10 protein-coding genes are annotated in these 12043 nt (G+C 68.0%); 8 read left to right on the top strand and 2 right to left on the bottom strand.

The window, feature by feature from the left end; genetic code table 11:
• Positions 1 to 18: 18 nt before the first annotated feature.
• The gene (locus FGX59_RS08690) at positions 19 to 930 is read right to left on the bottom strand and encodes a DNA-binding response regulator (protein ID WP_138466139.1); all 912 of its coding nucleotides are present in this window, start codon (positions 928 to 930) and stop codon (positions 19 to 21) included.
• The gene (locus FGX59_RS08695) at positions 927 to 4274 is read right to left on the bottom strand and encodes an ATP-binding protein (RefSeq protein ID WP_138466140.1); all 3348 of its coding nucleotides are present in this window, start codon (positions 4272 to 4274) and stop codon (positions 927 to 929) included. Before FGX59_RS08695 ends, FGX59_RS08690 begins: the two co-directional genes overlap by 4 nt.
• A 178-nt stretch (positions 4275 to 4452) precedes the next feature.
• Here FGX59_RS08695 and urtA point away from each other — a divergent pair, with 178 nt between their 5' ends.
• The 8 genes from urtA (at position 4453) to FGX59_RS08735 (ending at position 11985) form a co-directional block, all read left to right on the top strand.
• The gene (gene urtA / locus FGX59_RS08700) at positions 4453 to 5733 is read left to right on the top strand and encodes an urea ABC transporter substrate-binding protein (RefSeq protein WP_138466141.1); all 1281 of its coding nucleotides are present in this window, start codon (positions 4453 to 4455) and stop codon (positions 5731 to 5733) included.
• A gap of 88 nt (positions 5734 to 5821) precedes the next feature.
• A complete protein-coding gene (urtB, locus tag FGX59_RS08705) occupies positions 5822 to 6748 on the top strand; it encodes an urea ABC transporter permease subunit UrtB (protein ID WP_138466142.1) in 927 nt (308 codons plus the stop codon).
• Positions 6749 to 6756: 8 nt separating this feature from the next.
• On the top strand, positions 6757 to 7878 hold the full coding sequence (gene urtC, locus FGX59_RS08710; protein ID WP_138466143.1) for an urea ABC transporter permease subunit UrtC: 1122 nt from the start codon (positions 6757 to 6759) through the stop codon (positions 7876 to 7878).
• A gap of 10 nt (positions 7879 to 7888) precedes the next feature.
• Positions 7889 to 8641 carry an urea ABC transporter ATP-binding protein UrtD gene (gene urtD / locus FGX59_RS08715; protein WP_138466144.1) on the top strand — a complete coding sequence of 251 codons (753 nt, stop codon included), beginning with the start codon at positions 7889 to 7891 and terminating at the stop codon, positions 8639 to 8641.
• A 10-nt stretch (positions 8642 to 8651) separates the two neighbouring features.
• Positions 8652 to 9341, top strand: a complete 690-nt coding sequence (gene urtE / locus FGX59_RS08720) for an urea ABC transporter ATP-binding subunit UrtE (protein WP_138466145.1) — start codon at positions 8652 to 8654, stop codon at positions 9339 to 9341.
• Positions 9342 to 9365: 24 nt separating this feature from the next.
• A complete protein-coding gene (fmdA, locus tag FGX59_RS08725; RefSeq protein WP_138466146.1) occupies positions 9366 to 10595 on the top strand; it encodes a formamidase in 1230 nt (409 codons plus the stop codon).
• Positions 10596 to 10653: 58 nt separating this feature from the next.
• Entirely contained in the window at positions 10654 to 10986 is a 333-nt protein-coding gene (locus FGX59_RS08730; protein ID WP_138466147.1) for an FmdB family zinc ribbon protein, read from the top strand.
• A 210-nt stretch (positions 10987 to 11196) separates the two neighbouring features.
• Positions 11197 to 11985 (top strand): hypothetical protein, encoded by a 789-nt coding sequence (locus tag FGX59_RS08735; protein ID WP_138466148.1) that lies wholly within the window; start codon positions 11197 to 11199, stop codon positions 11983 to 11985.
• The last annotated feature ends 58 nt before the right edge of the window (positions 11986 to 12043 follow it).

Below are 12043 nucleotides of genomic sequence, written 5' to 3' on the forward strand. Positions count from 1 at the left end.
CCGGCGGCGCGGCGCCTGCTAGAGCCCCGAGATCGCCCGGTCGGCGAGCAGCGCCGCCGCGGTGCGGTTGTCGACGCCCATTTTCTGGAAGACCTGCTCGAGATGCTTGTTCACGGTGCGGGCGCTCAGCTCCAGGATCTCGGCGATGTCCTTGTTGGTCTTGCCGCGGGTCAGCCAGAGCAGCACCTCGGCCTCGCGCTGGGTCAGGTCGAAGCGCTGCGCCAGCGTCTCGCGGCGGCCGAGCCGCGGCTCGGCAAGGAAGCGGATCAGGAACTGCCCGTCGGCGGTGGTGCCCATGAACTCGCAGCGACCGCCCGGCCGCTCGAAGGCCGCGACCTCGGAGACCGCGCGCCCTGCGAGGCTGCCGATCCAGCCGGACATCTCGGCATCGCCGATCGCCTGCGACACGGTCAGCGCCCCGCCCGCGGTCAGCGCCTCGCGCGCCAGCGGCGTCGCCCAGGAGACCCGCCCGGCGGCATCGGAGACGAAGATCGAGCGGCCGCCGGAATCCAGCGCGGCCCGGGCGGCCGAAAGCTGGCGGGCATTGACGGTATGGACGGTGACGCGGGCGATCACCTCGTCGACGCGCACCGGCTTCGAGACATAGTCGACCCCGCCCGCGGCAAGCCCGCGGCGGATGTCCTCGGTGCCCGAGAGGCCGGTCATGAAGATGATCGGCGCCTCGATCATCAAGGGCGGGGCCTTCAGCCGGCGGCAGGTCTCGAACCCGTCGATCCCGGGCATCATCGCGTCCATCAGGATCACGTCGGGCGAGATGCGGCGCACCAGCTCGATCGCGGCCTCGCCGTTGCGGGCGACAAGCACGGTCGTGCCGCTTTCCTCCAGCGCGGTGGAGACCATCCGCACCGATCCCGGATCGTCGTCGACGATCAGCGCGATCGAGGGCCGGTTCGCCGCCAAGGGCGTCATGCTTCCATCCATTCCTGCAACTTCCCCTCTATCTCGTCCATCCGGTAGTCCTGAAGCATGCCGCGCAGCTCGCCGATCTGCGCCCCGGTGCCGTCGCCGCGCGCCTCGATCGCGTCGAGCCGCGCCTCCAGCCCGCGGGCATGGCCGATCCGCGCGCTTTCGGCCAGCAGCGCCAGATCCGCCGCCGGGATGCGCTGGCGCAGCAGCGTGTCGGGCGCGGGGGCCGGGGGCGGCGGCTCGTATTCCAGCACGAGCTTGAGGAGCGCGGCAATCGTCTCGAGCAGCTCGGCGAGGTTGTAGGGCTTGGTGACGAAGGCGTCGCAGACCCCGTCGCCGGGATCGTGCTGCCCCGCCTCGAGCGCATGGCCCGAGCACATCAGCACCGGCGTCGCGCGGTAGCCCTCGCGGCGCAGCCGGTGGGCGAAGCTCCAGCCGTCCTCGCCGGGCAGGTCGATGTCCAGGACGAAGAGGTCCGGCCCGATATCCTGCAAGAGCCGCGTCGCGGTCTCGGCATCCGGGGCGGCGACGACATTGAAGCCGGCCGGGCGGAAATAGCTTTCGAAGAGGCGCAGGTGGTTCAGGTCGTCATCGACGATCATCAGCGTCCGCCGCCGCCCGGCATAGCCGATGGCGCGGCGCGGCGCGCGCAGCCCCTCGCTGGTGGTCTGGCGCTCGGCATGGTCGGGGACCGAGGGCAGCATCATGCGCACGCGGAAGCTGCTGCCCTCGCCGGGGCGGCTCTCCACCGTGATCTCGCCGCCGGTGATCTCGACCAGCAGCCGGGTGATGGTCAGCCCCAGCCCCGAGCCGTTGCGCCCGGAACTGGCGCCGCGCTCGAAGGGCAGCCAGATGCGCTCCAGCTGCGAGGGCTCGATGCCGATGCCGGTATCGCTGACCTCGATCCGGGCGATCTCGTTGCGGTAGCGGAAATTCAGCGTCACCGTGCCCCGGTCGGTGTAGCGGATGGCGTTGCTGAGCAGGTTGATGAAGATCTGGCGCAGCCGCTTCTCGTCGGCGATGATCCAGGTCGGCAGCTTGCCCGAGGTGCGGATCACGAAATCCAGGTTCTTCTCGCGGGCGCGCAGCTCGAAGAGCTCGGCGATCTGGCCGAGGAAGGCCGGCAGGTTGATCCGGTCGCGGCTGAGATCGATGCGGCCGACCTCGATCTTCGAGATGTCGAGCAGCCCCTCGATCAGCCCGGCGAGATGCTCGGAAGAGCGGCGGATGGTCGAAACCGCCTCGCGCCGCCGCGGCGGGATGCCGGGATCGGCCTCGATGATCTGGGCGAAGCCGAAGATCGCGTTGAGCGGCGTGCGCAGCTCGTGGCTGAGCCCGGCAAGATAGCGGGTCTTGGCGGAATTCGCCGCCTCCGCCTTGTCCTTGGCCTCCTGCAGGGCGCGGTCGGTGCGCTCATGCGCGCGGATCTCGCGCAGGAGCCGCGAGGTCTGGCGCTCGGCCTCCTCGTTGGCCTTGGCGCGGGCCTCCTCGATCAGGATGAAGAGCCAGACGCCGATGCCGATCAGCACCATGGCGATGCAGAAGATGGTCAGCAGGATCGCGGTGAAGTTGCCGGCGTCGCGCCGGGTCCCGAGATACCACAGGAGCAGCGCGACGCCGCCGCTGAGCGCAGAGAAATGCAGCACGAAGAGCCCGAGCCGCGAGGTCAGGATCTTGCCTGCCGCGGGCGGCAGGCTTGTCTCCACCAGGCTGCGCAGCATCACGCCCGCCCGGCCATGCGGCTTGCAGCTGTCGTTGCAGGAGCTTTCCAGCGAGCAGCAGAGCGAGCAGATCGGGCCGCTGTAGAAGGGGCAGTGCGCCATGTCCGGCGCCTCGAACTGGTAGCCGCAGACGCAGCAGGCGGTCTCTTCCGCGGCGGGGGCGTCGGGCGCCGCCGGGCGCGCCAGGTAGTAGCGGCCGCGTGTCGCCCAGGCGATGCAGGGCGCGGCCAGGAAGGCGGTGCCGAGCGCGATGAAGGCCGAGAGCGCTGCGCCGACCGGGCCGAACACCCCGCCATTGGCGGCGAAGCCCGCGATCACCGCGATGCCCGAGGCGCCGATTCCCACCGGGTTCAGGTCGTAGAGATAGGCGCGGCGGAACTCGATCCCCTTGGGGCTGAGCCCGAGCGGCTTGTTGACGACCAGATCGGCCACCAGCGCGCCGATCCAGGCCAGCGCCACGTTGGAGAACGCCGCCAGCGTCGATTCCAGCGCGGCGAAGACGCCGAACTGCATCAGCAGGTAGGCGATGCCGACATTGAAGAACAGCCACACCACCCGGCCGGGATGGCTGTGGGTGACGCGCGAGAAGAAGTTCGACCAGGCGATCGAGCCGGCATAGGCATTGGTGACGTTGATCTTGAGCTGCGACAGGATCACGAAGGCGCCGGTCAGCCCCAGCGCCAGCCAGGGCACCGGGATCACCGCGTCGAAGGCTGTGAAGTAGAGATGCGCGGGATCGGTCAGGTGGCTCGCGCCCACGCCCGCGCCGAGCGCCAGCACCGCCAGGAACGAGCCCGCCAGCATCTTGGCGACGCCCAGAACCGCCCAGCCGGGCCCCGCGGCCAGCAGCGCCAGCCACCAGCGGCGGCGCTCGGCCGCGCTCCGGGGCTCGGGCAGGAAGCGCAGGAAATCGACCTGCTCGCCGATCTGCGCGATCAGCGACAGCACCACCGCCGAAGCCGCGCCGAAGGCCACGATCCCCTGGGCATGGCCGGCATGGATCCCCTCGAAGCCGGTCCAGGCCGCCGCATCCGCCCCCGCGAAGGGCAGCAGCAGGAAGGGCAGCAGGTGCAGCACGATCCAGAAAGGCTGGGTCCAGGCCTGGAAGCGGGAGATCTTGGAGAAGCCGCGGAAGACCAGCGGGATGATCGCCAGCGCGCTGAGGATGTAGCCCAGCGGCAGCGGCAGGCCGAAGCAGAATTCCAGCGCCAGCGCCAGGATCGTCGCCTCGAGTGCGAAGAAGATGAAGGTGAAGGTGGCGTAGATCAGCGAGGTGATGGTCGAGCCGATATAGCCGAAGCCCGCCCCGCGGGTCAGCAGGTCGATATCGGTGCCGTAGCGCGCCGCGTAGTAGCTGATCGGCAGCCCGGTGAGGAACAGGATCGCCCCGCCCACGAGGATGGCCAGCGCCGCCGTCTCGAAGCCGAAGCCCAGCGTCAGCGCGGCGCCGATCGTCTCGAGCGCCAGGAAGGAGATCGAGCCGATGGCGGTGTTCGCGACCCGGCCCGCCGACCAGCGCCGCGCGCGCTTCGCGGTGAAGCGCAGCGCGAAATCCTCCATCGTCTCGTCGGCCACCCACTGGTTGTATTCGCGCTTGGGGGGCGTGGCTTCCAGGTACCGTGTCATGGCGCTCCTCTCGCAGGACAGGAGCGGGCGCCCGCCGCTGCCGGTGGCCGTCCCTGTCCTGAGCCCAGTGGGATAGGGGGGAATTCTGCGCAGGGCCATACGTCATTCAACGTATACCGCAGTGCAGCATGCTGAGGAATGCTCGGGGCAAGAAAACGGAACCCGCAGTGGAGGCCCCATGTCCGACAACAAGAAAACCCCCGCCAACCCGTTGAAATCCGGTCCGAACCGCCGGGCGGTGCTGGCGGGCGGCGCGGCGCTGACGGCGTCGCTCTTCACCCCGAAATTCCTGCGCGCCCAGGACTTCCCGACCGCCGCCGTCAACACCACCGGCCTGGCAGTCACCGACGACACCGTGACCATCGGCATCCTGCATTCGATCACCGGCACGATGGCGATTTCCGAGACCGGCTCGGTCCAGGCGGAAAAGCTCGCCATCGAGCAGATCAACGCCCAGGGCGGCATCCTCGGCCGCAAGATCGAGTTCATCCAGGAGGACGGCGCCTCCGACTGGCCGACCTTCGCCGAAAAGGCGCGCAAGCTCCTGGTCAACGACAAGGTCGCCTCGGTGATGGGCTGCTGGACCTCCGCCAGCCGCAAGGCGGTGCTGCCGGTCTTCGAGCAGAATAACGGCATGCTCTACTATCCGACCTTCTACGAGGGCCTCGAGCAGAGCCCGAACGTCATCTATACCGGCCAGGAGGCGACGCAGCAGATCATCGCCGGGCTCGACTGGGTGAACCGGACCAAGGGCGCCAAGAGCTTCTACCTGCTCGGCTCGGACTACATCTGGCCGCGCACCTCCAACAAGATCGCCCGCAAGCACATCGAGAACTTCATGGAGGGCTGCGAGGTCGTCGGCGAGGAGTACTATCCGCTCGGCCATACCCAGTTCAATTCGGTCATCAACAAGATCCGCCTGAAGAAGCCCGACGTGATCTACGCCATCGTCGTCGGCGGCTCGAACGTGGCCTTCTACAAGCAGCTCAAGGCCGCGGGCATCGACATGACCAAGGAGGCGCCGCTGCTCCTGACCATCTCGGTCACCGAGGACGAGATCCGCGGCATCGGCGGCGAGAACATCGAGGGCGCCTATGCCTGCATGAAGTACTTCCAGTCGCTGAAGAACGAGAACAACCGCGCCTTCGTCGCCGCCTTCAAGGAGATGTGGGGCGATGACATGGTGATCGGCGACGTCACGCAGGCGGCCTATCTGGGCCCCTGGCTGTGGAAGGCGGCGGTCGAGAAGGCGGGCTCCTTCGATGTCGACAAGGTGCGCGAGGCCAGCCCCGGCATCGAGCTGCCCACCGCGCCCGAGGGCTACGTGAAGATCCACGAGAACCACCACCTGTGGTCCAAGACCCGCGTCGGCCGCGCCCAGGCCGACGGCCAGTACGAGGTGGTCTACGAGACCGAGGACCTCGTCGAGCCGAACCCGTTCCCCGAAGGCTACCAGTAAGCCCGGCGGAGGGACCGGCCGTTTCCCCCGGCCGGTCCCGGTTCGACGCCTCCTCCCCCTCAGCAGCGCGACACAGGAGCCACCGGTCATGTTCTCCGGCTACTCGATGTCAGAGCTCGGCGCGATCTTTGCCATGCAGGGATTCGCCGGCCTGATCCTTTTCTCGGTCTTCGTCCTCATGGCGCTCGGCCTGGCCATCATCTTCGGCCAGATGGGCGTCATCAACATGGCCCATGGCGAGTTCATGATCCTCGGGGCCTATGTGACCTACATGGTCAGCCACGTGTTCCAGACCTGGCTGCCGGGCCTCTTCGGCCTCTACTTCTTCGTGGCGATGATCCTCGCCTTCATCGCTGCGGGGCTGCTCGGCATGGCGGTCGAATGGGCGATGATCCGGCATCTCTACAAGCGCCCGCTCGACACGCTGCTGGCGACCTGGGGGCTCAGCCTGATCCTGCAGCAGATCTACCGCTCGGTCTTCGGCGCGCGCGAAGTGGGCGTGACCATCCCCGACTGGATGATGGGATCGCTGCCCCTGACCGATCTGATCGAGATCCCGATCAACGGCATCTTCGTCATGGTGCTGACCGTGGCGATCTCGGCGGCGGTCTACGTGATGATGTTCCGCTCGCGCTGGGGCCAGCAGGTCCGCGCGATCAACCAGAACCGGGTGATGGCGGGCGCCGTCGGCATCGACACCGAGCGCACCGACCGGCTGACCTTCGGGATCGGCTGCGGCGTGGCGGGCGTGGCGGGCGCGGCCTTCACCATGATCGGCTCCACCGGGCCGACCTCGGGACAGCTCTACATCGTCGACACCTTCCTCGTCGTGGTCTTCGGCGGCGCCGCGAGCCTTCTGGGCACCATCGCCTCGGCCTTCACGATCAGCCAGGCGCAGTCGATCATGGAGTTCTTCCTGTCGGGCTCGATGGCCAAGGTCCTGACGCTGCTCGCCGTGGTCGGCATCCTGATGCTGCGGCCCCAGGGCCTCTTCGCCCTCAAGCTGCGCAAGTGAGGTCCCCGATGAAAAAGCAGCGCCTCTTCGAACTCGACGAAGCCCTGGGCTTCGCCCTGCTGGCCGCGGTGATCTTCGTCCTGTTCCCGGCGATCCTCGACGACTTCCGGCTGAACCTCTTCGGCAAGTACCTGACCTATGCCTTCGTCGCGGTGGGGCTGGTGCTGTGCTGGGGGGCGGGCGGCATCCTCAGCCTCGGGCAGGGCGTGTTCTTCGGCCTCGGCGGCTACTGCATGGCGATGTTCCTCAAGCTCGAGGCCTCGACGCCCGAGAACACCGCCATCCAGTCCACCCCCGGCATCCCGGATTTCATGGACTGGAACCAGATCACCGCGCTGCCGATCTGGTGGCAGCCCTTCCACAGCCTCGGCTTCACCATCCTCGCGATCCTCGCCGTGCCCGCGATCTTCGCCTTCATCCTGGGCACCGCGATGTTCCGGCGCCGCGTCGGCGGGGTCTATTTCGCGATCATCACCCAGGCGGTGGCGGCGATCATGACCATCCTGGTGATCGGCCAGCAGGGCTATACCGGCGGGGTCAACGGCATCACCGACCTGCGCACGCTCCTGGGCTGGGACATCCGCCCCGACAGCGCCAAGGTCACGCTCTACTTCGTCAACGGCATCCTGCTTTTCGCCTGCCTCTTCGTCGCCCAGGCGGTGCGCAAGTCGAAGGCCGGGCGGATCCTGATCGCGATGCGCACCGCCGAGGACCGGGTCCGCTTCTCGGGCTATGACGTGGCCAGCTTCAAGGTCTTCGTCTTCTGCCTCGGCGCGGCCTTCGCCTCGATCGGCGGCGCGATGTTCACGCTGCAGGTCGGGTTCATGTCGCCGACGCTGGTCGGCATCGTCCCCTCGATCGAGATGGTGATCTTCTGCGCCGTCGGCGGACGGATGTCGCTGCTGGGCGCGGTCTACGGCGCGCTGCTGGTGAACTGGGCCAAGACCACCTTCTCGGAGAGCTTCCCCGAGCTCTGGCTCCTGGGCCTCGGCGGGCTCTTCATCGCGGTGGTGATGGCCTTCCCGAACGGGCTGGCCGGCCTCTACCAGGATTTCGTCCGCCCGCATCTGGGCTTCCTCCACCGCGAGCGGGCCCGCGCGCCCGCCGCAGACCAGAGCCCGGCAGAGTGAGGAGCGGATCATGAACGCATTGGCCAACCCGAATTTCGTGCTGATGGTCGAGGGGCTGACCGTGTCCTTCGACGGGTTCAAGGCGGTGAACGACCTGAGCTTCTATGTCGAGCCGAACGAGTGCCGCGTCATCATCGGGCCGAACGGCGCGGGCAAGACCACGGTGCTGGACCTGATCTGCGGCCGCACCCGCGCGACCTCGGGCAAGATCGCCTTCAAGGGGCAGGACCTGACCCAGATGCGCGAGGACCAGATCGTCCATGCCGGGGTCGGGCGCAAGTTCCAGAACCCCAGCGTCTACGAGGATCTGACCGTCTTCGAGAACCTCGAGATCAGCTATCCGCGCGGCTACTCGGTGCTGGGCGCGCTGGTCTTCCGCCGCGATGCCGAGGTCACGGCGCGGATCCGCGAGATCGCCGGGATGATCTTCCTCGACGACATGCTGGACGAGCGCGCGGCGATCCTCAGCCACGGGCAGAAGCAGTGGCTGGAGATCGGCATGCTGCTGATCCAGGACCCCGAGCTCCTGATGCTCGACGAGCCGGTCGCGGGCATGTCGGTCGCCGAGCGGCGCAAGACGGCGGAGCTCCTGAACCGGATCATCGCCGACCGCTCGGTCATCGTGATCGAGCATGACATGGGCTTCGTCGCCGATATCGCGACGCGGGTCACCGTGCTGCACCAGGGGAAGATGCTGAGCGAGGGCTCGATGGCCCATGTCCAGGCCGATCCCAAGGTCGTCGAAGTCTATCTGGGCCATTGAGGAGAGCACCATGCTGAGCATCCGCAACCTGACCGCGGCCTATGGCGAATCCGAGGTGCTGCACGGGCTGGACCTGACCGTCTCGCCCGGCCAGATCGTCGCCATCATGGGCCGCAACGGCATGGGCAAGACCACGCTGATGAAGACGCTCATGGGCATCGTCCCGGCCAGGAGCGGCGAGATCGACATCGGCAGGACGCCCGTCGCCGGGCTGAAGCCCCATGCCCGCGTCGCCTCCGGCCTCGCCTATGTGCCGCAGGGCCGGCAGATCTTCTCGGCGATGACGGTCGAGGAGAATGTCGAGACCGGGCTGACCGTGACCGGCCGCACCAAGGTGCCGCAGGACATCTACGAGCTCTTCCCCGTGCTCCTCGAGATGCGCCGCCGCCGCGGCGGCAACCTCTCGGGCGGGCAGCAGCAGCAGCTTGCCATCGCCCGGGCGCTGGCCTCCGAGCCGAAGGTGCTGCTGCTCGACGAGCCGACCGAGGGGATCCAGCCCTCGATCATCCGCGAGATGGCCCGCACGCTGCGCCGCATCCGCGACGAGCGGGGCCTGACCATCGTCGTCTCCGAGCAGGTGCTGAGCTTCGCGCTCGACGTCGCCGACCGGGTGCTGGTGCTGGAGAAGGGCGAGATCGTCCATGACAGCCCGCGCGCGGGCATCGACGAGGCCAAGGTCTCGAAATTCCTATCCGTCTGAAGTGAAGCCAAGAAAGGACGCCCCATGGCTGACACCCTGATTTCCGTGGATCTCGCCGAGAGCCCGCACACCAATGACTGCGTGCACAACCGCTGGCATCCCGACATCCCGATCGCCGTCTGGGTGGAGCCGGGCGACGATTTCAAGATCGAGACCTATGACTGGACCGGCGGGCAGATCCTCAACAATGACGACGCGGCCGATGTGCGCGATGTCGAGCTGGAGCAGGTGCACTACCTCTCGGGGCCGATCGGCGTGAAGGGCGCCGAGCCCGGCGACCTCCTGAAGGTGCATATCCTCGATATCGGCGCCAAGGAGGAGATGCAGTGGGGCTTCAACGGCTTCTTCGCCAAGAACAACGGCGGCGGCTTCCTGACCGACCATTTCCCGCAGGCGCAGAAATCCATCTGGGATTTCGAGGGGATGTTCACCAAGTCGCGCCACGTGCCCGGCGTGAAATACGCGGGGCTGATCCATCCCGGGCTGATCGGCTGCCTGCCCGACCGCAAGATGCTGGACATGTGGAACACCCGCGAGGCGGCGCTGAAGGCGACCGATCCCGACCGGGTGCCGGGGCTCGCCAACCTGCCGACCACGCAATCGGCGCATATGGGCAAGCTGACCGGCGACGAGAAGATGAAGGCCGCCTCGGAGGGCGCGCGCACCGTGCCCCCGCGCGAGCATGGCGGCAATTGCGACATCAAGGATCTCAGCCGCGGTGCGACCTGCTACTTCCCGGTCTATGTCGACGGGGCGGGGCTCTCGATGGGGGACCTGCATTTCAGCCAGGGCGATGGCGAGATCACCTTCTGCGGCGCGATCGAGATGGCCGGCTGGCTGCATATCCGGGTCGAGCTGATCAAGGGCGGGATGGAGAAATACGGGATCAGGAATCCGATCTTCACTCCCTCGCCGATCACGCCGAAATACGACGACTACCTGATCTTCGAGGGCATCTCGGTCGACGAGGAGGGCAAGCAGCACTATCTCGACGTCCATATCGCCTACCGCCAGGCCTGCCTGAACGCGATCGAGTACCTCAAGAAGTTCGGCTATACCGGCGCCCAGGCCTATGCGATCCTCGGCACCGCCCCGGTGCAGGGCCATATCTCGGGCGTGGTCGACGTGCCGAATGCCTGCGCGACGCTCTGGCTGCCGAACGGCATCTTCGAGTTCGACATCATGCCGGGCGCGGACGGGCCGACGAAGTTCCTCGACGGCTCGGTCGACGTCCCGCTGGCCCCCGATCTGTGATCCCGTCCGGGCGGCCCCGGCGGGCCGCCCCCTTCCTGCAGACAGTTCCGGAGCGATCATGCCCGTCTACGATTACGACTGCCCCGCCTGCGGCCCGTTCGAGGCCCTGCAGCCGATGTCGGCCTTTGCCGCCCCCTGCACCTGCCCGGTCTGCGCCGCGCCCGCGCCGCGCGTCCTGCGCACGGCGCCGCAGATCGCCAACATGGATGGCGGCCGCCGCCGCGCCCATGCCGTCAACGAGAAGAGCGCCGACAGCCCGCGCCGCGCCAGCCACGGGCCGGGCTGTTCCTGCTGCTCGGGCGGCGGGCAGAAGAAGAGCTCGGGCACGCTCTACCGCCCCGACGGCTCGAAGAGCTTCCCGAAGAAGCGCCCCTGGATGATCTCCCACTAGCCGGCGCGGCTCCGGGCGGCAGGTCCCCCTCCGGAGCCGTCCCGCCAGTTTTGCCTTGCCTTCCGGGACTGGTTGCGATTGAAATTGGAACGGTCCAAAATGGCTGCGGGACCGGAATCGCGGGCTCTCCGGCAGGAGGGCCCGTGCCGGTGCCTGCGCCTTGCAGAAGAGGGAGGACAGGCCTTGGGGCATAACGGATCCGTCGAAATCATGGTGTGGAAGCAGGTGCCGGGCGCCGCGCAGGATATCGGGATAGGCTCGGATGACAGCGTCTGGATCACGGGAGGAGAGGAGCGCGAGGACGGCTTCGCGGTCTATCGCTGGACCGGTCTCGGCTGGGCCGAGGCGGGCGGCACCGGCGTCGAGATCGCGGTGACGCCGGAGGGGCAGCCCTGGACGGTGGACCGGACCGGGCGGATCGCCAGATGCGCCGATGGCGGCTGGGAAACCCTGCCCGGCCGGGCGCGCGACATCGGCATCGGCGCGGATGGCAGCGTCTGGATCATCGCCGCCGAGGACCTCGCGGAGGGGTTCAACCTGCAGCGATGGACGGGGCAGGGCTGGCAGCCGGATGGCGAGATCGGCTTCGACCCGCTGCCGGACGGCACTGGCGGGGTGCAGGTGGCCCGCGGGCTGGCCTGGATCAACGAGGACGGCGCCTCTCCGGTGGCGGGGCGTCATGCGCGGCGGATCGCGGTGGAATCCGACGGCCGTCCCTGGGTGGTCGACGACCAGGGCGACGTCCATCGCCGGGTGCATGGCGGCTGGCTGCGGCTGCCCCATGCCGAGGCGACGGATATCGGCATCAGCGCGCATGGCTGCGTCTGGATCGTCGGCTCGGACCCGCGCAAGGGCGGCTACGGGATCTACCGCTGGTACCACGGCACGGACTGGGACACGCTCGACGGCGCGGGGCGGCGGATCTCGGTGCTTTCCGACGGGCTCACCTGGATCTGCAACGACGCGGGGGACATCTTCCGGCGCCATGTGAAGTGCTAGGGCGCGCTTGACGGCGCCGAAATTGGATCGTTACAAAACCGGCGGGACCGTGCTTTCT

The organism is Poseidonocella sp. HB161398 (assembly GCF_005870025.1).
In the GTDB taxonomy this organism is placed as follows: Bacteria; Pseudomonadota; Alphaproteobacteria; order Rhodobacterales; family Rhodobacteraceae; genus Mangrovicoccus.

Coding starts and splice junctions, on each gene's coding strand:
- FGX59_RS08690 (WP_138466139.1), bottom strand. CDS start 930: ATGACGCCCTTGGCGGCGAACCGGCCCTCGATCGCGCTGATCGTCGAC.
- FGX59_RS08695 (WP_138466140.1), bottom strand. CDS start 4,274: ATGACACGGTACCTGGAAGCCACGCCCCCCAAGCGCGAATACAACCAG.
- urtA (WP_138466141.1), top strand. CDS start 4,453: ATGTCCGACAACAAGAAAACCCCCGCCAACCCGTTGAAATCCGGTCCG.
- urtB (WP_138466142.1), top strand. CDS start 5,822: ATGTTCTCCGGCTACTCGATGTCAGAGCTCGGCGCGATCTTTGCCATG.
- urtC (WP_138466143.1), top strand. CDS start 6,757: ATGAAAAAGCAGCGCCTCTTCGAACTCGACGAAGCCCTGGGCTTCGCC.
- urtD (WP_138466144.1), top strand. CDS start 7,889: ATGAACGCATTGGCCAACCCGAATTTCGTGCTGATGGTCGAGGGGCTG.
- urtE (WP_138466145.1), top strand. CDS start 8,652: ATGCTGAGCATCCGCAACCTGACCGCGGCCTATGGCGAATCCGAGGTG.
- fmdA (WP_138466146.1), top strand. CDS start 9,366: ATGGCTGACACCCTGATTTCCGTGGATCTCGCCGAGAGCCCGCACACC.
- FGX59_RS08730 (WP_138466147.1), top strand. CDS start 10,654: ATGCCCGTCTACGATTACGACTGCCCCGCCTGCGGCCCGTTCGAGGCC.
- FGX59_RS08735 (WP_138466148.1), top strand. CDS start 11,197: ATGGTGTGGAAGCAGGTGCCGGGCGCCGCGCAGGATATCGGGATAGGC.